22 protein-coding genes are annotated in these 20,690 nt (G+C 46.4%); 21 read left to right on the forward strand and 1 reads right to left on the reverse strand.

Annotated features, from left to right (window positions below; translation table 11 throughout):
- Nucleotides 1-26: 26 nt before the first annotated feature.
- The 10 genes from rnmV to MKY19_RS00240 all read left to right on the forward strand — a co-directional run bounded on the left by rnmV (nt 27) and on the right by MKY19_RS00240 (nt 8,592).
- Entirely contained in the window at nt 27-578 is a 552-nt protein-coding gene (rnmV, locus tag MKY19_RS00195) for a ribonuclease M5 (protein WP_042183831.1), read from the forward strand.
- Nucleotides 575-1,459: a 16S rRNA (adenine(1518)-N(6)/adenine(1519)-N(6))-dimethyltransferase RsmA gene (gene rsmA, locus MKY19_RS00200; RefSeq protein ID WP_042183833.1), complete on the forward strand. Its 885-nt coding sequence runs from the start codon at nt 575-577 to the stop codon at nt 1,457-1,459. The genes rnmV and rsmA overlap by 4 nt, the downstream gene beginning before the upstream one ends.
- Nucleotides 1,460-1,530: 71 nt before the next feature.
- Nucleotides 1,531-2,433 carry a sporulation peptidase YabG gene (gene yabG, locus MKY19_RS00205; RefSeq protein WP_042183835.1) on the forward strand — a complete coding sequence of 301 codons (903 nt, stop codon included), beginning with the start codon at nt 1,531-1,533 and terminating at the stop codon, nt 2,431-2,433.
- Between the two features lie 411 nt (nt 2,434-2,844).
- Nucleotides 2,845-3,120 carry a Veg family protein gene (locus MKY19_RS00210; protein ID WP_019914493.1) on the forward strand — a complete coding sequence of 92 codons (276 nt, stop codon included), beginning with the start codon at nt 2,845-2,847 and terminating at the stop codon, nt 3,118-3,120.
- A gap of 184 nt (nt 3,121-3,304) precedes the next feature.
- On the forward strand, nt 3,305-3,481 hold the full coding sequence (locus tag MKY19_RS00215; protein WP_042183837.1) for a small, acid-soluble spore protein, alpha/beta type: 177 nt from the start codon (nt 3,305-3,307) through the stop codon (nt 3,479-3,481).
- Nucleotides 3,482-3,621: 140 nt separating this feature from the next.
- A complete protein-coding gene (gene ispE / locus MKY19_RS00220) occupies nt 3,622-4,476 on the forward strand; it encodes a 4-(cytidine 5'-diphospho)-2-C-methyl-D-erythritol kinase (protein ID WP_042183839.1) in 855 nt (284 codons plus the stop codon).
- Nucleotides 4,477-4,552: 76 nt separating this feature from the next.
- Nucleotides 4,553-5,380 carry a pur operon repressor gene (gene purR / locus MKY19_RS00225; protein WP_042183840.1) on the forward strand — a complete coding sequence of 276 codons (828 nt, stop codon included), beginning with the start codon at nt 4,553-4,555 and terminating at the stop codon, nt 5,378-5,380.
- 210 nt (nt 5,381-5,590) lie between these two features.
- Nucleotides 5,591-5,878: a septation regulator SpoVG gene (gene spoVG, locus MKY19_RS00230; protein ID WP_020425826.1), complete on the forward strand. Its 288-nt coding sequence runs from the start codon at nt 5,591-5,593 to the stop codon at nt 5,876-5,878.
- Between the two features lie 272 nt (nt 5,879-6,150).
- Nucleotides 6,151-7,551: a bifunctional UDP-N-acetylglucosamine diphosphorylase/glucosamine-1-phosphate N-acetyltransferase GlmU gene (gene glmU / locus MKY19_RS00235; RefSeq protein WP_339799612.1), complete on the forward strand. Its 1,401-nt coding sequence runs from the start codon at nt 6,151-6,153 to the stop codon at nt 7,549-7,551.
- 87 nt (nt 7,552-7,638) lie between these two features.
- On the forward strand, nt 7,639-8,592 hold the full coding sequence (locus MKY19_RS00240; protein ID WP_036678796.1) for a ribose-phosphate diphosphokinase: 954 nt from the start codon (nt 7,639-7,641) through the stop codon (nt 8,590-8,592).
- A 186-nt stretch (nt 8,593-8,778) separates the two neighbouring features.
- On the opposite strand, the gene MKY19_RS00245 is transcribed toward MKY19_RS00240, so the two are convergent.
- Nucleotides 8,779-8,979 carry a hypothetical protein gene (locus MKY19_RS00245; RefSeq protein ID WP_042183847.1) on the reverse strand — a complete coding sequence of 67 codons (201 nt, stop codon included), beginning with the start codon at nt 8,977-8,979 and terminating at the stop codon, nt 8,779-8,781.
- A 124-nt stretch (nt 8,980-9,103) separates the two neighbouring features.
- Here MKY19_RS00245 and pth point away from each other — a divergent pair, with 124 nt between their 5' ends.
- The 11 genes from pth to yabQ all read left to right on the forward strand — a co-directional run bounded on the left by pth (nt 9,104) and on the right by yabQ (nt 20,687).
- The gene (gene pth / locus MKY19_RS00250) at nt 9,104-9,664 is read left to right on the forward strand and encodes an aminoacyl-tRNA hydrolase (RefSeq protein ID WP_042183849.1); all 561 of its coding nucleotides are present in this window, start codon (nt 9,104-9,106) and stop codon (nt 9,662-9,664) included.
- An 84-nt stretch (nt 9,665-9,748) separates the two neighbouring features.
- Complete coding sequence (locus tag MKY19_RS00255; protein WP_042123127.1) at nt 9,749-9,979, forward strand: anti-sigma-F factor Fin family protein; 231 nt, start codon at nt 9,749-9,751, stop codon at nt 9,977-9,979.
- Between the two features lie 131 nt (nt 9,980-10,110).
- The gene (mfd, locus tag MKY19_RS00260) at nt 10,111-13,635 is read left to right on the forward strand and encodes a transcription-repair coupling factor (protein WP_339799615.1); all 3,525 of its coding nucleotides are present in this window, start codon (nt 10,111-10,113) and stop codon (nt 13,633-13,635) included.
- Entirely contained in the window at nt 13,622-14,665 is a 1,044-nt protein-coding gene (locus tag MKY19_RS00265; protein WP_042183851.1) for a peptidylprolyl isomerase, read from the forward strand. The genes mfd and MKY19_RS00265 overlap by 14 nt, the downstream gene beginning before the upstream one ends.
- A 255-nt stretch (nt 14,666-14,920) precedes the next feature.
- Complete coding sequence (gene spoVT / locus MKY19_RS00270) at nt 14,921-15,463, forward strand: stage V sporulation protein T (RefSeq protein WP_042123132.1); 543 nt, start codon at nt 14,921-14,923, stop codon at nt 15,461-15,463.
- 148 nt (nt 15,464-15,611) lie between these two features.
- On the forward strand, nt 15,612-17,294 hold the full coding sequence (locus tag MKY19_RS00275; protein WP_339799618.1) for a polysaccharide biosynthesis protein: 1,683 nt from the start codon (nt 15,612-15,614) through the stop codon (nt 17,292-17,294).
- Nucleotides 17,295-17,360: 66 nt separating this feature from the next.
- Complete coding sequence (gene mazG / locus MKY19_RS00280; RefSeq protein WP_339799620.1) at nt 17,361-18,860, forward strand: nucleoside triphosphate pyrophosphohydrolase; 1,500 nt, start codon at nt 17,361-17,363, stop codon at nt 18,858-18,860.
- A gap of 287 nt (nt 18,861-19,147) precedes the next feature.
- Nucleotides 19,148-19,420: an HU family DNA-binding protein gene (locus MKY19_RS00285; RefSeq protein WP_036678778.1), complete on the forward strand. Its 273-nt coding sequence runs from the start codon at nt 19,148-19,150 to the stop codon at nt 19,418-19,420.
- Complete coding sequence (locus MKY19_RS00290) at nt 19,420-19,698, forward strand: RNA-binding S4 domain-containing protein (RefSeq protein WP_042183857.1); 279 nt, start codon at nt 19,420-19,422, stop codon at nt 19,696-19,698. The genes MKY19_RS00285 and MKY19_RS00290 overlap by 1 nt, the downstream gene beginning before the upstream one ends.
- A 144-nt stretch (nt 19,699-19,842) precedes the next feature.
- Nucleotides 19,843-20,127 (forward strand): sporulation protein YabP, encoded by a 285-nt coding sequence (gene yabP, locus MKY19_RS00295; protein WP_042123140.1) that lies wholly within the window; start codon nt 19,843-19,845, stop codon nt 20,125-20,127.
- A complete protein-coding gene (gene yabQ / locus MKY19_RS00300) occupies nt 20,124-20,687 on the forward strand; it encodes a spore cortex biosynthesis protein YabQ (protein WP_076286874.1) in 564 nt (187 codons plus the stop codon). The genes yabP and yabQ overlap by 4 nt, the downstream gene beginning before the upstream one ends.
- The last annotated feature ends 3 nt before the right edge of the window (nt 20,688-20,690 follow it).

Consider the following 20,690-nt stretch of genomic DNA (forward strand, 5'->3'; position numbering starts at 1 on the left):
GCTTTTTTTGGAAGGAGTCAAGAGATATGATTAAGGAATTAATTGTCGTTGAAGGTAAGAGTGATACCGTCGCTGTTAAACGCGCTGTTGAAGCAGATACGATCGAAACAGGGGGCTCGGCTGTGGACCGGACCGTAATTGCGAAGATCGCGCTTGCTATGGAGCGTAGAGGAGTGATTATCCTTACTGACCCGGATCACGCAGGTGAACGAATTCGTAAGATCGTGTCCGCAAAGGTGCCGGGCTGTAAGCATGCCTTCATTCCGGAGAAGGACGCAACCCGCAAGGGAGATATCGGTGTGGAGAACGCTTCTCCAGAAGCGATTCGTCATGCGCTGCGGAATGTACATACCTCTTTTGAAGGTGCACCTGCTTTAATCGGACTTGATGATCTAATGGCCGCTGGAATGCTTGTACACCCTCGGGCAGCTGAAAGACGTATGGCACTTGGTAATTTGCTTGGAATCGGATATTGTAATGGCAAGCAGCTGTACAAGCGGCTGGCGATGTTTGGAATTACGCGGGAGGAATTTGCCGGAGCTCTCGCCCAAATTGATCAGGGGGGCATTACTTCATGAGTGGTAGAGAGGAAATTTCGACTCCAAAACGGACGAAAGAAATTATTCAACGTTATGGATTCAAGTTCAAGAAGAGCTTAGGACAGAATTTTTTGATTGATCAAAATATATTGGACAAGATTGTTGACGCTGCTGGGCTAGATAGTGAATCAGGGGCATTGGAAATCGGTCCTGGGATTGGTGCCCTGACGGAGCGTTTGGCGCTAACCGCTGGTGCGGTGACTGCTGTGGAGATCGACCGTAGGCTGATTCCTATTTTAAGGGACGTACTTTCCCCTTATCCGCATGTTAAGGTTCGTAATGATGATGTTCTGAATGTAAATCTGCAGGAGCTGTTCAAAGAAGATTTTGCATCCGTGAACAAGGTAAGCGTAGTTGCCAATCTGCCGTATTATGTAACTACTCCGATTCTGATGAAGCTGCTCGAAGAGAAGCTTCCGCTTGATAACATCGTTGTAATGATTCAGAAAGAGGTTGCGGAGCGTATGGCCGCTTCTCCGGGAGGAAAGGAATACGGGAGCCTTAGCATTGCCGTGCAGTACTACAGCGAGCCTGAGCTCGTCTGCATTGTGCCGCGTACGGTGTTCATTCCTCAACCTAATGTGGAGTCCGCTGTAATCCGTCTAAAGGTAAGAGAGCGTCCACCGGTAGAAGTTGAGAGTGAGAAGCATTTCTTTGAGGTCGTCCAAGCTTCTTTCACACAGCGTCGCAAGACGATTGCTAACAATCTCAAGGCTCGTTACTTCCCGGAAGAGGGACGTGAGCGTCTGGAGGCTTTACTCGCAGAAGCTGGTATTGAACCAACCCGTCGTGGAGAAACGTTAAGTCTAGAAGAATACGCCCGATTGAGCGGTGTTCTGTTGGCTGCTGGAATTGAATAAGCTAAAAACATAGCTAGTTATGAACCAACTGAGGCCTTTGCCCATACGATGGGGTAGAGGTGGTGGTTGTAATGAATTTAGGAGACTTGGTCGTTCGTAAATCTTATGGCGGAGATTTGACTTTTCGTGTAGATCATATTGTGCAGGACAGAGCCGTCATTAAAGGCACAGATTTCCGTCTGTTGGCGGATTCTCCTCTGAATGACTTGGTTCAAGTGCCTCCTACCCGAATTACGGAACGAGGACAGCAGGCACAGATTAAAGCGAATGAATCACTGACACAGCTGCGGAAAGACCGACAGGAGCAAAGTCAGCGGAGCGGGAGCGCTCTATCAGAAGGAGCATGGGCTCCATCGCCCAAGGAAGCTGCTTATTTTGAAGTACCGGGGAAAGTACTGCATCTGGATGGCGATCCAGCGTATTTGAATAAGAGCCTTAGCTTATACGAGCAATTGCGGATCCCTGCTGAAGGTCATCATGTTCATGAGTCCGCAATGGCTGACACTTTATACCGGCTGCTGCCCCGCGTGCGTCCAGATATTGTGGTGATTACCGGTCATGACGGGGTGCTGAAGCAACAGCATACTTACGATCTTCACAGTCTGAGCAGCTATAAAAATTCGCAAAACTTCGTAGCTGCTATTAGGGTAGCTAGGGATTATGAGCGAAATTTTGATGCGTTGACGATTGTTGCAGGTGCTTGTCAGTCACATTTTGAAGCACTGCTGGGGGCAGGGGCGAACTTCGCCAGTTCTCCTGGACGGATATTGATCCATGCCCTAGACCCAGTTTATGTAGCGGCAAAATCGTCGTTCACGCCCATTAGGGATACGGTGAATCTGAGTGAGGTTTTGAACAACACCATTAGTGGTAATCAGGGAATCGGCGGTATTGAGACCCGTGGCAGCTTCCGTATTGGGATGCCGCGTCTGCAGAACCTGTCAGCACTAAAAGTGACACCTTCCGCAATTTAATCGACAGGTACAGGTCTATTTTCAAAGCTAATAGGTAATTTGAAGTGGCCGAATAGAGTAACGCGAAGAAAGGGTGAGCGATGAGCTTAACCCTTTTTTTATATAAGAAAGTATAAGTTTCACGCTATACATTATCCTTATATTTCCCGCATAAACGCTAACCGTCCTTATAGGGACGCCAAAGGCGATTATGCTTGTGTGAAATGGTAGTTATCTTTAAAGATCGACAATGTTATTTTTCTTGCTTTGTGGTAAACCTATTACAGATAACAAGGCTATTAGTTCGCCTCTGATTCTCCGCAAAAAAATTCCGTTGACAACCAAATATTCATCATCTATAATTATTTATTTGCTTTGACAAACACCTGGGGAAGTTGTATAATGGACAAGAAAAGAGGTGGTCGTCAGGCAATGGCTAATAACGCGCTGTTGGAAATCAAACGCAGTCTCGAAGCTCACGTCGGTCATAAGATCACGTTGCGTGCAAACGGAGGTCGTCGTAAAACCGTAGAACGCACCGGTGTCCTGGAAGAAACGTACCCTTCTGTATTTATTGTCAAACTGGATCAGGAGCAGCAAACATTCAAGCGAGTCTCCTATAGCTATGCCGATATCCTTACTGAATCTGTGGAAATCACAGTATGTGAAGACGATGGGCAGATGCGGATTATGTATATTAAAGCTTAATGTTTCACGGGCAGCTTCCTTTGGAGGCTGTTTTTTATTTGTATCAGAAACGGTTGTCCTTCAAAAAGGACGACCGTTTCTTTTTTTTTGGCGGTTAATATTCAGTGAATGATCCTTGTTCTTAGCAAGCATACTAATTGAGCAATCGGTTTATCATTTTCTTTCATAAGGGAGGAATTCCGTAATGAGCCGCAGAAAACGAGGCATGATGTCGGAAGAACTAAAGACAGAGTTAGCCAAGGAGCTTGGTTTTTACGAAACTGTGGAACGTGAAGGCTGGGGAGGAATACGGGCGAAGGATGCAGGTAATATGGTAAAAAGAGCGATTCAGCTCGCTGAAGAGGCTGCCCGGAAATCTTAATCTTTAGCGTGTGAACAATTATTTAACGAAAAAGGGTGCGTCTAACTGGCGACACCCTTTTATTATTGGACTTCATTAGAAGTTTTTCATATAATATGTTAAGTTGTTTTTACGGGAAAAGCTGAAGGTGGGTGAACGCCTTGAAAATGTATGAGAAGGCACCAGCTAAAATTAATTTGATGCTGGATGTGCTGCACAAGCGTGCTGACGGTTTTCATGAGGTGGAAATGATTATGACCATGGTAGATCTAGCAGACCGTTTAGAGCTGTCTGAGCTGCCAAGGGATACTATTATAATATCAAGTCAAGCGGGTTATATTCCTCTAGATGAGAAGAACCTGGCCTTTCAAGCGGCTAGGCTTATTAAAGAGCGTTATAACGTGAAGAGTGGTGTACATATCCATCTGGATAAAAGAATACCGGTCGCAGCTGGCCTGGCTGGCGGCAGCAGTGATGCAGCGGCTACCCTACGTGGTCTGAACCGACTGTGGCGCCTAGGTATACCTGCGCAGGAGCTGCAGGAGCTTGGCGCTGAGCTTGGCTCAGATGTGCCTTTCTGCGTTACAGGTGGCACTGCCTTGGCAACAGGTCGTGGCGAGAAGCTGACGCCGATTAAGAACCCTCCGCAATGCTGGGTAGTATTAGCTAAGCCACCTATCAATGTATCGACTGCGGAAGTATACGGACGTGTGCGGAGCAATAATATAGCTGTTCATCCTTCGGCTCGAAAGATGCAGGACGCGATCGAAGCTGGAGATTTTGGGGGCGTGTGTAATCATCTGGGCAATGTGCTTGAGGATGTTACCCTAAAGCTGCATCCAGAGGTCCAGCAGCTCAAAGAGGCGATGGTTAAGCTCGGAGCAGACGGAGTGTTAATGTCCGGCAGCGGTCCTACAGTGTTCGGTTTAGTGTCCAAGCAGTCTAAAGTAGCAAGAATTTATAATGGACTGCGAGGGTTCTGCAAGGAAGTCTATGCAGTGAGATCACTCAATTAGTATGCTTCTCTTGTGTAAACCCGTACAAAAGTGATATATTTTTCATAAAATATTCGGTTTTGGCGAGGAGCATTCCGTGAAGAAATTAAAAAGAAGCCAACGTTTGGTAGACATGACTCAGTTTTTACTTGAGCGGCCACATGACCTACTGCCGCTGTCTATATTTGCCGATCGGTATGGAGCGGCTAAGTCCTCCATCAGTGAAGATTTGGCGATCATAAAAGAAGTATTTGAAGGTGAGGGCATTGGAGAGCTTCAGACCTTAGCCGGTGCAGCAGGTGGAGTACGTTATATTCCTGTGATGCCTAAAGAAATGGCGCTCTCTTTTGTTAAACGTTTATGTGTGCAGCTGGAACAGACAGATCGGATATTGCCTGGTGGTTATTTGTATATGTCGGACCTGCTTGGACTGCCATCTTTGATGGAGCAAGCAGGGAAGATCATCGCAACGGCCTTTTATGGATCGGAAATCGATGTGGTGATGACAGTAGAAACTAAAGGGATTCCGCTAGCCTATGCAACTGCAGCACAGCTCGGCTTGCCAGTGGTGCTGGTACGACGTGATCATCAGGTTACAGAAGGCTCAGCAGTAAGCATTAATTATGTATCTGGATCACATAAGAGCATACACACCATGTCTCTTTCTAGACGAGCACTCAAGGAGAAATCACGGGTACTCATTGTAGATGACTTCATGAAGGCAGGCGGGACCGTTCGAGGGATGGTTGATTTACTCGGTGAGTTCAATGCCGAAGTTGCTGGAGTGGGTGTGTTGGTCGAATCAGGTGCAGTAGAGACGGAAGAGCGACTGTTGCATGACTATGTTTCTTTAGTGAAACTAAGCGAGGTAGACTCGAAAGAGCGGCGGATTTCCGCGCATCCGGGTAACTACTTTTCCTCTTGATAGATTGGCGTTTCGTTGTTTTCAAAAAGCGTGGAAATTGTCGAAAACGTAAGGGATATTAAGAAAATCACCCGATGCGTGTCGAAAACAACAGATCCTAAAAAATATATTTCTTTTTTAGGTATTTTATGGAATCAAAAAGAAGGAATTCGCTTTGCTGTGTGGAATTATACACCAAGTCTCTGATGGAAAAAGGTGGTGAACACACACATGCAAATTACGGATGTCAGACTCCGCCGCGTTAACTCTGAGGGGAGAATGAAAGCAATCGCATCCATTACAATCGATAACGAGTTTGTTGTTCATGACATTCGCGTCATCGATGGTAATAACGGGATGTTTGTTGCAATGCCCAGCAAGCGTACACCGGATGGCGAATTCCGCGATATCGCTCACCCGATCTCTTCGGGAACACGCGAGAAGATTCAATCCGCGGTTCTGGCCGAGTACGATCGCGCCGCTACTGAAGAAGAAGAAGTTATTGAAGAGGGAGCTTAGGCTGCCTCGGAAGACGGCTACCTTTTGGGTGGCGTAGGATCCGCCGTTTTTGATAAGATCATACCGAATATACTTCATGACTTAAGCAGCTTGATCTTGCAAGAAAAGCTAGCGCTAGTGAAGGATTTGACGACATCTTCGAAAGGCAGCGATAAATGCTTTTCTAACATGGGGTTTATAGAAAAGAGAACCATGACTTCATGGTTCTCTTTTCTTTTTGCCCGGAATGAGATATATTCAGTAGTGAGTTCAAGAGTAGGAGGTTGGCATTCTTGAAAAGAATGGCTGTAGTTCTTGCCGCAGGTCAAGGCAAGCGAATGAAATCTAAATTATATAAGGTGCTGCACCCCGTTTGCGGTAAGCCAATGGTAGGGCACGTGCTTGATACAGTAGAAGCGACCGGATGCCAGCGCACCGTTGTTGTTGTTGGGCATGGCGCAGAGAAGGTTAAGGCCTATGTAGGGAAAAGTGCGGAATACGTGCTGCAGGAAACTCAGCTCGGTACTGGTCACGCTGTCAAACAAGCTAAGGATTTGCTCGGTGGTGAAGAAGGAACGACGATTGTTGCTTATGGTGACACTCCGCTTATTACATCGGAGACGCTGATAGGATTGATGGCTCTGCATGAGGAGCGTCAGGCGGCAGCGACTGTATTAACCGCAGTAATGGATGATCCATCTGGATTAGGACGGATTATACGTAGTGAAGATGGCGGCTTAATGAAGATCGTAGAACAGAAAGATTGTAATGCCGAACAGGCAGCTATTCATGAAATCAACACAGGAATTTATTGCTTTGATAACATCAAGTTATTTTCGGCTTTAGAGAAGGTTACTAACAGCAATAATCAACAGGAATATTATTTGACAGATGTTATCAGTATTCTGCGTGAGCAAGGTGATCTTGTTCTAGCATTCCAGACTGAGGATGCTAACGAGTCTATTGGTGTTAATGACCGTTTAGCTTTATCTGATGCGGAAGGTATTATGCGTCAACGTATCAACCGCAAACATATGCTGGGTGGCGTAACCATAATCGATCCTGCCTCCACATATATCGGAGCAGATGTAGTCATTGGGTCGGATACAACGATCTATCCAGGAACCATCTTGAAGGGTAAAACTGTAATCGGTGAGAACTGTGTGATCGGACCGGCAAGTGAAATCGAAGATTGTCAGATCATGGACGACGCGACGATTAAGCAGTCCGTATTGAATCAAGCACAAGTTGGCGCACGGACTACCGTTGGGCCTTTTGCCTATTTGCGTCCAGGTTCTATACTTGGAGAAGAAGTGAAGGTTGGAGATTTCGTCGAGATCAAGAATGCTACGATTGGTGACGGTTCTAAGGTGTCGCATCTTAGCTATATTGGCGACGCATCTGTGGGTAAGAATGTAAACGTCGGTTGCGGTGCGATTACTGTTAACTACGACGGGTATAATAAATTTACGACAACAATTGAAGACGATGCCTTTATCGGCAGTAACGTTAACCTTATTGCACCGGTTTCTGTGGGCAAGGGGGCTTTTGTTGTAGCTGGTTCGACAATTACGCGTTCCGTTTCAGAGAACGATCTGGCTGTTGCCAGAGTACGGCAGGAGAATAAACCGGGATATGCAGAGAAGATCCGTTCCCGTGCAAAAGCGAAGAAAGACCACTCGAGTCCATCGTAAAGCGTTGCTAAGAAGCGCCGGACGGACTTATATTTCCGCGCCGGCGCCTTTGGAAAGCTAAATTCCGTCACGGAGGGTTTAAATTTTATGACTTATTGTGATTCCAAATTAAAGATTTTCACCTGTAACTCCAACCCAAAGCTTGCTAGTCAAATCGCTGATTACATCGGAATTCCGATGGGTGAATCGCATACTACAAGTTTTAGCGATGGAGAAATTCAGGTCAAGCTGTCAGAGAGCGTTCGGGGTTGTCATGTGTATATTGTTCAATCCACCTGCGGCCCGGTTAATGACAACCTAATGGAGCTTTTAGTTATGGTGGATGCACTCAAACGCGCCTCCGCAAAAAGCATCAATGTGGTTATCCCTTACTATGGTTACGCTCGTCAAGATCGGAAAGCTCGTTCCCGTGACCCTATTACGGCCAAGCTGGTAGCAAATTTGATTGAAAAAGCCGGCGCCCACCGTGTAATTACGATGGACCTCCATGCTATGCAGATTCAGGGATTCTTTGATATTCCAGTGGATCACTTGCTGGGAGTTCCTATCCTGGCTCAGTATTTCCGTTCCAAACAAATCGAGAACCCAGTTGTCGTATCGCCAGATCACGGCGGTGTAGTACGTGCAAGAAAGCTTGCTGATTTCCTGAACGCTCCGCTTGCAATTATAGACAAGCGTCGTCCAGAGCCGAATGTCAGCGAAGTCATGAACATTATCGGTAATATTGAAGGTAAAACAGCCATTCTGATCGATGATATTATCGATACTGCTGGAACCATTGTACTTGGTGCTAATGCTTTGATGGAAGGCGGCGTGAAGGAAGTATACGCTTGCTGTACACACCCAGTATTGTCTGGTCCTGCACATGAACGTCTGGAGAATTCTCCAATTAAAGAGATTATCGTGACAGATACGATTCCAATTCGCAGCGCGAACCCAACTTCTAAACTCAAAGTGTTGTCCGTGGCTCCACTTATGGGTGAGGCAATTATCCGCGTTCATGAAGAGTTGTCGATTAGTAAATTGTTTGAAATTGAATAAATATAATCAATAAATAGCAAGCAAAAACGCCTTCGGCGTCCCCAAAGGACGGTAAGCGTTTATGCGAGAAATATAAGGATAATGTATAGCGTGAAACTTATACATTCTTATATTGTACAAAAGGGTTACACCTCCACTCTCGGAGATGTAACCCTTATCGGCGTGATGCAGGTAGAAGCGCTGGCTTCAATACCCGGCGCGGGAGACGAAGGTGAATATGCTGCGGTTATAGAGTGTCCCTTGCAGCTCCACGAATCCTTCGTCCACTGCTGTCAATACACCAATGTCAATGTGCACGTCGCCTCTGTATATTTCCACAGGCACAGCATATTGGATATGGTACTGAAAATCGCGCTGATGTGTTAAGATTCCACTTTGATGTAGCATAGGTTATCACCTGTCTTCGGAGTATAATTTCGCTCTGGTTGCACAGAGATATGTAGATAAGATCTATTGTACCAAAAACGGACTTCTCTTGCCGGAGAGCCCGATGGAAAGGAAAGGTTCGATAATGAAATGGATTGTCGGATTGGGAAATCCGGGAACACAATATGCGAAAACAAGGCATAATGTTGGTTTTATGGCATTGGATGAGCTTGCGGCTCAGAACGGGATTTCCTTCAACCAAAGCAAATGTAAATCCGTGATCGGTGAAGGGGTTATCGGGGGAGTCAAAACCGTATTGATTAAACCGATGACCTTTATGAATTTGTCCGGTGAGGCCGTTCGCGCTTATATGGATTATTACAAAGTTAAACTAGAAGATATGATCGTCGTCTACGATGATCTGGATACCGAAATCGGAAAAATTCGCTTGCGTTATCAAGGTAGTGCTGGCGGGCATAACGGAATTAAATCGATCATTCAGCATGTAGGTACACAAAGCTTTAATCGGGTACGCATGGGTATTTCTCGCCCTGAACCGGGTTTTGCAATAGTGGATTATGTTCTCTCTTCTTTTCCTAAAAAGGAAGGCGATCCTCTGAAGCAGATGATCCTTAATACTTGTGATGCACTGGAGTTCAGCTTACAGAATTCATTCGAACAGACGATGGCTAAATTCAATGGTTGATCTGTAAACTCTGTTGGTTATGAGGCTAAAGATGATGCTCCCCGGACATACTGAAGGTATATAGTACCTTCAGGAGGCATATAGATGGCAATAAACTATGTATGTAGGCACTGCAAGACATCTCTAGGCAGCATTAATAGAAGTGATGTAACAGAAATGCAGTTGGGCCTTCATTCCTTGACCCCTGCGGAGCGCAGAGATATAATAGCGTATAATTCAGAAGGTGAGATCACGGTAAAGGTGACTTGCGACTATTGCAAGGAGGCTTTAGAGCATAATCCGGAGCTTAGCCTGCTGACGAGTCCGCTTCAGTAGGTGATAGCGCCTGTCTCTATCGTCATCCGCAAGCCTTGGCGTTACAGCTGAGGCTTCTTTTCGATTCCAATCATAATAGGTGACGGTGGCTTTGGCTTCCGTTAGCCTGTTTAGTAAGAGAGGTGCGCCTGTTGTTACAAGGTATTATAGAAGCTTTTTCCAAGGATCCCGATTTCCAGTCTATCACCCAGGGTGTAGCTGCAGGTATGAAAGAGCAGCTCATATCGGGGCTTACAGGTTCAGCTAGACAGATCATGCTTGCAGCACTGCATGAAGAGACAGCTCGTCCCTTGCTTGTGGTGACTCATAATATGTTTTCGGCTCAGAAAATGGCCGATGATTTACAGGAAGCGCTTTCCCCGGAACGAGTTCTGCTCTATCCTGCTAATGAACTTGTGGCTGCGGAAGCGGCTGTCTCAAGTCCAGAGACATTAGCCCAGCGTATTGATGTACTGACCAAATGTGCTCAGGGCTTCCGTGGTATTGTTGTAGTTCCCTACTCGGGAGTGCGCAGACTGCTCCCTGCACCAGAGGTTATGGCAGAGGCACAGGTTACGGTTTCTCAGGATGGAACGCTTGCTCTGGATGAATTCTTGATGTCCATGATCGAAATGGGTTATGAAAGAGTAGAGCGGGTTGAGAATCGCGGTGAACTGAGCGTAAGAGGAGGAATTATTGATTTTTATCCAATGACTTCTCCTTTGGCATATCGTGTTGAGTTATTTGATGATGAGGTTGATTCGATCAGAACTTTTGATCCAGTCGATCAGCGTTCTATTGATAAAGTACGAAGTGTGAAGATCACACCGGCTAAAGAGATTATAGCGAGCAGGTTTCGCCAGGAATCTGCTTCTGCTGAAGCATCGGTTATGCTGGAACGACAGCTTGAGAAAATGGCGGATCGGCAGGCTAAGTTGCGTCTAAAAGAAGAAATTGGACGCGAGCTAGAAATGCTGCGCGAAGGAACCTATTTTCCTGAAATCTATAAATATATCAGTCTTTTATACCCTGAACGCTCTCATTTATTTGATTACATGGCCCAGGATACGATCCTTATTCTCGATGAGCCGACAAGACTGCTTGAAACGGCGAAACAGCTCGAAAGAGATGAATCGGAATGGAACCTCCATCTGATGCAAAACGGCAAAACATTGCCGGATCTGGATCTCTCTGTTGAGACAGATGTTGTGATGTACAAACGTCCGTTCCAAAGCCTGTTTATGTCGATCTTTTTGCGCCAGGTCCCACACATTCAACCACAGAACATTCTTGGGTTTATTAGTCGTGGGATGCAGGATTTCCATGGTCAGATGAATGTGCTTAAATCGGAAATGGAGCGTTGGCAGAAGTCTGGTGTAAAGGTAATGATGCTTGCGAGCAGTGAAGAACGGATTGAACGTGTGCGCAGAGTCCTTTACGACTACGGCATTGATGAGCCAACGATCGTACAAGGAAACCTGGGTTCAGGCTTTGAGCTGCCTTCTATTCATTTAGCCGTTATCACTGAAGGAGAGATGTTCTCTCAGAAGCAGCGGAAGGCACGAAAGATCTCAAAAGGGATAGATAATGCTGAACGGATCAAGAGTTATACTGAGCTGAAAATTGGTGATTATGTCGTTCACCAGAACCATGGTATCGGTAAGTATATGGGGATCGGCACGCTGGAGGTCAGCGGTATTCATCGCGACTATATGCATATTTTATATGCGGGTGGCGATAAGCTCTCGGTTCCGATTGAGCAAATTGACTTGATTCAGAAATATGTCGGTTCAGAAGATAAAGAGCCGAAAGTATATAAATTAGGCGGTAATGAATGGACGCGGGTGACCAATAAGGTCCGCTCTTCCGTTCAGGATATTGCTGATGATCTAATCAAACTGTACGCTGAACGCCAAAGTGCAGCAGGGTATGGTTTTGAGAAGGACACACAGGAACAGCGTGAATTTGAAGAAATGTTCCCTTACGAGGAGACTCGGGATCAGCTTCGAGCGATTGAAGAGATTAAGAAGGATATGGAACAGAATCGTCCAATGGATCGGCTCCTTTGTGGAGACGTTGGATATGGTAAAACGGAGGTAGCTATACGAGCAGCCTTTAAATCAGCGATTGAAGGTAAACAGGTGGCTGTACTGGTACCGACAACGATTCTAGCTCAGCAGCATTATGAGACCTTCCGGGAACGCTTCGCAAATTATCCGCTAAATATTCAGGTCCTAAGTCGTTTCCGCAGCCGTAAGGAGCAGAATGAGACGATTAAAGGCGTTCGGGCAGGAATGGTTGACGTGGTTATTGGTACTCACCGTTTATTGTCTCAGGACCTTGTATTTAAGGACTTAGGTTTATTGATCGTGGATGAGGAACAGCGATTTGGCGTGACTCATAAAGAGAAGCTGAAGAAGTTAAAAACGAATGTAGATGTTCTTACCCTGACAGCAACTCCAATTCCTCGTACATTGCATATGTCGATGCTGGGAGTGCGTGATTTGTCTGTTATTGAGACGCCGCCTGAGAACCGTTTCCCCGTGCAGACTTATGTTGTTGAGCATAGTCAGACGCTTACGAGGGAAGCTGTAGAGCGTGAATTGGCTCGTGGCGGTCAAGTCTACTATCTCTATAATCGTGTGCAGGGCATTCAAGAAATGGCCGCTCAAATTTCTATGCTTGTTCCTGAGGCTAGGGTAGGCATCGGACATGGCCAAATGTCGGAAGCGGAGCTGGAGAAGACGATCCTTGATTTTCTTGATGGAGAATACGATGTGCTGGTCAGCACAAGTATTATTGAGACGGGTGTAGATATTCCTAACGTAAATACACTTATTGTGCATGATGCCGATAAGATGGGCTTGTCTCAGCTCTATCAATTACGTGGACGTGTAGGCCGGTCCAACCGGATTGCGTACGCCTATTTTACCTACCAGCGGGACAAGGTTCTGACTGAAGTGGCAGAGAAGCGGCTGCAATCTATTAAGGAATTTACGGAACTGGGTTCTGGTTTCAAAATAGCGATGCGGGATTTATCTATTCGTGGTGCCGGTAACTTACTTGGTGCAGAACAGCATGGCTTTATTGCATCCGTGGGATTTGATCTATACTCACAAATGCTGGCGGAGGAGATCCGCAAGCGTAAGGTTACTGTGCTTGGAGAGGAAGACACCTCGCTCAAAGAGGGCAATACCGTCATTGATTTGTCGATTGACGCATATCTGCCGTCCGAGTATATTTACGACAGTATCCAGAAAATTGAAATCTACAAAAAAGTTGCGGCAGTAACATCCTTCGATGATGCTTCTGAGCTTGAGGATGAGCTCTTGGATCGGTTCGGAGAACTGCCTGAAGCAGTTGTTAATCTATTAACTGTGGCTCGTCTAAAAGTGTATGGAAAAATGTATGGTATTGATTCCATGATCAGACGTGGTGATGATGTTACCCTGAATTTCTATGAGGGAAGTCTTGGCGCTCTGGATACGGCCAAACTCGCCAAAGTTGGAAATAGCTTTGAAAGACGTGTACAATTCGATAGAGATGCTAAAGCCAGTATCCGAGTAAAGTCGAAAGACTTAAGTGATAAACAGCTGCTTGACTTGCTTGAACAGTTTCTTAAGGAAGCTAAACAGTCTTTTAAATCGAAGGGAGAACTACACAATGTCGTTAAATAAAAAAAAATCATGGAAAGTACTGCTCGTTTCATTGGTAGCAGCGGTTTCCTTTTCTATGCTAGCAGCATGCGGTAGTAGTGCTGATGATAGCAAGGCAGTTGCGACTTATAAAGGTGGAACAATCACAGAGAAGGAATTTGCTATGGATCAAAAAATCATGAAATTCCTCTCCCCACAGCAAGCGCAATATTTAGAGATTGAGGCGTTTAAGGAATCTATTTTGAAGCAGGAAGTGGGCTTTGAATATTTGGCTTCCAAAGCAACGGATGAAGCGAAGAAGCAGGCGAAGAAAGAGGCTGATAGCCAAATCGCTGACTTGAAGAAAGCTCTGGGCGACACTTATAAGAAAACACTTAAAGACGCAGACGTTACAGAGGGCGATATCCATAGTTATATGGAGCGTGTGCTGACGGTTTATCAGGATATGCTGCTTAAAGTGACAGATGATCAGGTTGTCAAAGAATTTGAAGCTACAAAAGGTGACTTTACGGTAGCGACTTTGCGCCATGTGCTAATCGGTCTGACAGATGCTAACAACAAAGAGCGCACTAGCGAAGAAGCACTGAAAATCGCGAAGGAAGTTAAGGCAAAGCTGGACGGCGGAGCTGATTTTGCAGCAATCGCTAAGGAATACACTGACGATACAAGCTCTAAGGAAACAGGCGGAGAATATAAAGATAAAGCTGTAGGAACGTATGTAGACGAGTTTAAGAAGGCTGCGCAAACCTTGCCTTTGAATACCATTAGTGATCCTGTAGAGACTTCTTATGGTTACCACATTATCAAAGTGGAGTCCCGTACCGACAAAACCTTTGATCAGTTAACGGATGAACAAAAAGAAGGCATTAAGAGCTCCATTGTGTCCAAGAACCTAGAAGCGTTCATGGAGAAAGATCTGGAAGGCATTATTGAGAGCATCAATCTGCCGAAGAGCTCTGCTGCCGCAGATGAATCCGGAACAAAAAATAGCGGAACAGAAGCCACTACAGCGCCAAGCGCATCCCCAAGTGCTACAAAAGCTGCTGAATAAACATCGGTAAAAATGGACAAGCTTACCTTAGAAAAGCCATCCTCACTTAATGTGAAGATGGCTTTTTATTTCGAAGAAACATCTTCAGAACGGCCTTTATCTTGATGCAGATATTAATACATGTCAGCTTATGTATAAGGATCTGGGAAGAGATGAATACTATGGTCAGATATTACGATAAATCACTGGGATTATCCTTTCCCATAATGGACAGTAGTAAGACCATACTTCTTAAGAAAGCGGGGCACATGTGAAATGAAAGCTACTGGAATTGTTCGGCGTATTGATGATCTCGGACGAGTGGTTATTCCCAAAGAAATTAGACGTACTCTACGGATTAGAGAAGGCGACCCACTGGAAATTTTCGTCGATCGGGACGGTGAAGTCATACTCAAGAAATATTCCCCGATTGGCGAGCTTGGTGACTTTGCAAAAGAGTACGCGGAGTCCTTGTTCGAAGGTACTGGGCATATTACGATGATTGCTGATCGTGATACCTTTATTGCACTGGCTGGTGGCTCCAAGAAAGACTATTTGGAAAAACAAGTAGGAATTCTTTTGGAGAAGGTCATGGATAGTCGTAAGACTGTACTGGAAACCAACGAAGGCAGTTATGAAATCGCTAAAGATCATCCGGATTTGGTGTCCTCATATGTAGCCTCACCGATCATTTCCGGTGGAGATCCTATTGGTTGTGTAGTGATGGTAAGTAAGGATGATTCAGCGAAAATGTCGTCAATGGAAGTGAAAATGGCCGAAACCGCCGCCGCATTCCTTGGCAAGCAAATGGAGCAATAACCGTAATGTAGACCCCGCTTTCCTTTTGGTAAGATATACAAAGGGCAAACGGGGTTTTGTCGTTCTTACAAAACCGTTTCTACTTGTGGGTATACATACGTTATAATATAGAAATTCATCCCATTAAAGTTGTAGAAGCAGGTACTTTATGAAATCGAACTCACAAACATCACGATTGCTGCAAGGGGCATTTATTCTAAGTGCAGCAGCGATTATTTCAAAGCTTATAGGTACACTCCAAAAAATCCCGCTGCAAAATCTAGGCGGAGATGCGGTATTTGGTATATACAACACGGTTTATCCTTTGTACACGATGTTGTTGACGGTAGCGATGCTGGGTCTGCCAGCGGCCATATCCAAATTTGTCGCTGAAGCCTCTGCAGGAAGGCGGGATGACGAGGGTCGGCGGATTCTGCGGTTATCTGCGGTTATAACAGCCATAAGCGGTTTGGTTATCGGAGCAATCACCTATGCAGGTGCGCCGATTATAGCTGGGTGGGTCGGCAACTCGCATGTGATGCCCGCTTTGCGGGCAAGTGCGTGGGGACTTGCGGTTGTTCCAATCATGTCAGCTCTTCGGGGTTACTTTCAGGGTCTTCATAATATGGTTCCGACGGCTGTGTCACAAATTGTAGAGCAGTCCGTACGTGTTACAGTAATGATTGTACTGCTCTTATACCTGACCTCACTGGGTGCAGGCGCTGAGAGCATTGCTGCTGGCGCATTGCTTGGCTCAGCCGGGGGAGGGGCAGCAGGGCTTGTGATTATGCTGCTATTTTTGCGACGTCATCGGCGGGTGTTAAGACAAGGGGCCCCTTTAGATGCTGCCGCTTCTGTCGAAAGTCAGGGTTTAAAACTGCCCAATGCAGATAATGAGGGGCGTTCAAATCAACGGATTATGGGCGTTAAAGCAGGGGCCTTGCTGGCTTATGGAATTCCCGTGATGCTTGGTGCGCTCGCAATGCCTCTTATCGGTCTTGTAGATGTATTCACTGTACCTCGCTTGCTATCCTCTGTAGGAAGCGAAGTGGAGGCAATGACACAGTTTGGTGTATACAATCGTGGTTTGCCACTAGTGCAGATTGTAACGATGATTGCCACTTCTTTGTCTGTCGTGTTCATACCAGCCTTAGCAGAGGCGAAGTACAAGGGAGACATGAAGCTGATCGAGAACCGTTGCAGCTTGTCACTGCGTTGGTTCTGGCTGCTAGGGCTGGCAGCGTCAGCGGGCCTTGCAGTGCTTGCTGAGCCGATTAATATGGCTCTTTATGGCGACACCGCCGGCAGCAGCACTATGACTTGGCTGGCCTTAACCGCTGTTGGCGGTACGGTCAGCATCATCTCGGCTGCACTCCTGCAGGGCCTCGGCTACGTGCGCGCCCCGGCCCTGCACCTTTTGGCCGCCGCGCTGCTCAAGGCGGCCCTGAACCTGCTGCTGGTTCCGCAGCAGGGCATTACCGGCGCAGCCATCGCTGGCGTGGCCGCGCATTCGTTCGCAGCAGCGCTCAACGTGCTGCTGCTCTACCGCCAGGGCCATCTGCGGCTTCGCCTCGCAGATGCCCTGGCACGGCCCGCGCTGCTCACAGCGGGCCTGGCTCTTGCCGCTGCAGCCACCAGCTGGGGCGTGGACGCTGCGGCTACGGCCGCTGGCATCGGCGGCGGGCGCACTGCCAGCTTGGCGCAGAGCCTGCTCGGGGTGCTCGCAGGCTGCGCTGTCTTTGCCGTAGGGGCTATAGTCCTTCGGCTCCTTAGCGAGAGCGAGCTTCGCCAGCTTCCAGGCTTCGGCCAGTCCCTGGCGGACAAGCTGAAGAAGCTGCGCTTATTCCCTTAATCAACGTTTACATCACAATATAAAAATGCGGTCTGCTGAGACAGCCGCTTAAGAGGAGGAACAGACATGAGTGCAACATTAACGGTCGTCGGTCTGGGTTCAGGCAACCCTGATCGATTGACACTAGGAATTATAAAGAAGCTGAAGGCAGCATCCGTTGTCTATGTCCGCACAAAAGAGCATCCAGTCATGGCTGCCCTCTCCGAGCTTGAAATAACTTCCCAGTCCTTTGATGGATTGTATGAATCTTTATCCTCGTTTCCAGAGGTGTATGCAGCGATTACTTCAAAACTGATTGAAGAGGCTCAAGCAGCAGCAGACGGTACAGATATTGTTTACGCGGTTCCGGGTCATCCTATGGTTGCGGAATCAGCGGTTTCGCAGCTGCGCGAGCGGTGTCCTGAGCAAGGCATTGAACTGCAAATATTGGGTGGGGAGAGCTTTCTCGACGAGGCGTTTGTTCGACTGGGGTTTGACCCCATTGAAGGGTTTCAGTTACTAGATGCTTCAGGCATTCGCAGTGCTCAGCTTCAGCCTGAACTACATACTCTGATTGGTCAGGTGTACGATAGCTTTACAGCCTCGGAGACAAAATTATGTTTGATGGAGCTGTACCCGCCTGAATATGAAGTTGTTGTGGGGCATGCACTCGGTGTCGAGAACGAAGAAAGTATTGTAAGAGTCCCACTGTACGAATTGGATCGACTCGACGGTTATGGCAACCTGTCGTTAGTTTATGTACCTGCGAATCGTGACGAGAATCTAAGAAATCGTACCTTTTCCCGTCTGCATGAGATTGTCGATATTCTTCGAAGCCCGGAAGGTTGTCCATGGGATCGGGAGCAGACACATGAATCCCTGCGCAAAAATTTAATCGAAGAAACCTATGAAGTCCTTGAAACGATTGATGAGGATGACCCCGATCATATGAAAGAGGAGCTGGGCGACCTTTTGCTGCAAATTATGCTTCACTCTCAAATGGAGGAGGAGCTTGGCATGTTCAACGTGTATGACGTCATTGAAGGGCTGAATGATAAGCTTATCTTCCGTCACCCTCACGTATTTGGGGATACCAATGCGAATGATGCCGAAGAAGCGCTGAAGAACTGGGAGGGCATGAAGGCAGAAGAGAAGCGGCGTAAAGGTGTGAAGCCAGAGGAATTATCCGTTCTTAGTGGTGTTCCGCGTGACCTGCCTGCTCTTATGAAGGCATACAAGCTTCAGAAAAAAGCATCCAAGGTGGGGTTTGACTGGGACAACGCTACGGATTGCATAGCCAAGATTCGTGAGGAGATCGATGAGCTGCAGGAGGCGATTGACACAGATGCTGCAACAGATGATCAAATTCTGGAGCTTGGGGATTTGTTGTTTGCAGTTACGAATGTCGCTCGTTTTATCGGTGCAGATCCGGAAGAGGCATTAACCCGGACTAACCGCAAATTTGTGCGCCGGTTTCAATATATTGAGCAAAGCTTGCAGCGCAAGGGAACGAGCGTAAAGGATAGTAGTTTGGAAGAGATGGAAGAACTATGGCAAGAGGCTAAGGCTGAGGAGCGAAAAGTCTAGTAATTCACAGCCTCTTTACGGTATATGGACTCAAAAATGGGGCAATGCTGTGGATGTAGCTTTTATTTTCTGATTTAGAATGTGGTCAGTAGTTTAATAGTGCTATAGAATAGATTCTGCGACGATTTCTGAGAAATAACTGCTTCTTTTTTTAAAAAACGACGAATCGTGGCAGGATTTTAAGGTGACATCAAGAATAACATAAAGACGAAATGCGATTCGCCCCATATTATGGTGGTGATTCTCGTTTCATTTATTTTTTCGTATCCTAGGAGGAACTTTAAATTATGAACAAGACAGATTTGGTAAACAACATTTCCGAGAAAAACGGATTGGCAAAAAAAGATGTAGAAGCAGTATTGAACGGATTCTTGGGTGAGATTACAGAAGCTTTGGCAAAAGGTGATAAAGTCCAACTGATCGGTTTCGGAACTTTTGAAACTCGCAAACGTGCAGGACGCACTGGTCGCAACCCGCAAACGGGCACAACGATTGAAATTCCAGAATCGACTGTACCGGCTTTCAAAGCTGGTAACAAGCTTAAAGAAGCCGTTAACTAATGCGTCTTGACAAATTCCTGAAAGTGTCCCGTTTAATTAAGCGCCGTACAGTGGCCAAGGATGTGTCCGAACAAGGCCGGGTACTAATTAACGGGCGGGAATCTAAACCTAGTAGTGCAGTTAAGATCGGTGACGAGATTACTGTACAATTTGGACAAAAGCTTGTAACGGTCAAAGTAGAAAAGCTGGTCGAAACGACTCGCAAGGACGAGGCCGCTGGTATGTATACTCTAGTTCGGGAAGAGCCTGTTGCCAAAAGCAGCGGACTGGACTGGTAAGAGTAATAGAAGAAGGCATAACTTTACATTTTGTAGAGTTGTGCCTTCTTTTTTCTTTTTGTTTCTATTATTTTTAGTGGGACGGGATGTTCTATAACTTCTGCCTCTGCCATAGATTAGAGGTAAGAAGGAGGGGTACATGCTATGATCGAGCCAGGAAAGGTAAACAAACAGCATGATCTGCACATGCGCAGTCGGAAGCAGCTGGAGTTGACGGGCGTGCAAAATGTGGAGAGCTTCGACAGCGAGGAATTTTTGCTTCGTACAGAACTCGGCCATCTCACCATTCGCGGGAATCATTTACATATCAAAAATTTAAGTCTGGAGAACGGAATGTTGTCCCTAGAGGGCAATGTACATTCCCTGATTTATCTCGATCCCGGATCGCAGGGCAAAAATAAAGGTCTGCTCGGTAAGCTATTTAAATGAATCCTGCAGTCCAGTGGGTGACGCTGTTCTACATGATCATGGCCGGGCTGGCAATGGGACTGGCCTATGACAGCTACCGGGTGCTGTCGCTGAAGTTCAATTTTCCCAAATGGCTGAATGCCATGCTAGATCTACTGTATTGGCTTTGGGCCGCCTTGCTCGTTTTTCGTATGCTGTATGCCGGAAATCAAGGACAATTGCGGTTTTATGTCTTTCTAGGTTTGTTTCTAGGAGTATGGATCTATTTTTTAATCTTCAGTGTTACGGTGCGGCGTTTTGTGTTAAGGTTAATTCAATCGGTTCAGTATATGTGCAGGTTGCTGTGGAGACTTGTGGAGATCCTGATAGGTACACCTCTTCTCTGGCTTTGGCGATTTATTTTAGGGCTGCTAAAGCTACTAGGTCGTATTCTGCGGTTCATCTTTAAGCTTCTGCTGCGTCTGACCAAACCAATTTGGGTATTACCTGTTAGGTGGATCTCTCCACAGTTATCGCGGCTGACACATAGCGCCTGGATTGTGAAGATCACTGAATGGATTACCAAATGGCGGAAACGCTGACCT

The sequence above is a fragment of the Paenibacillus sp. FSL R5-0744 genome, from assembly GCF_037972555.1.
GTDB lineage: Bacteria > Bacillota > Bacilli > Paenibacillales > Paenibacillaceae > Paenibacillus_AQ.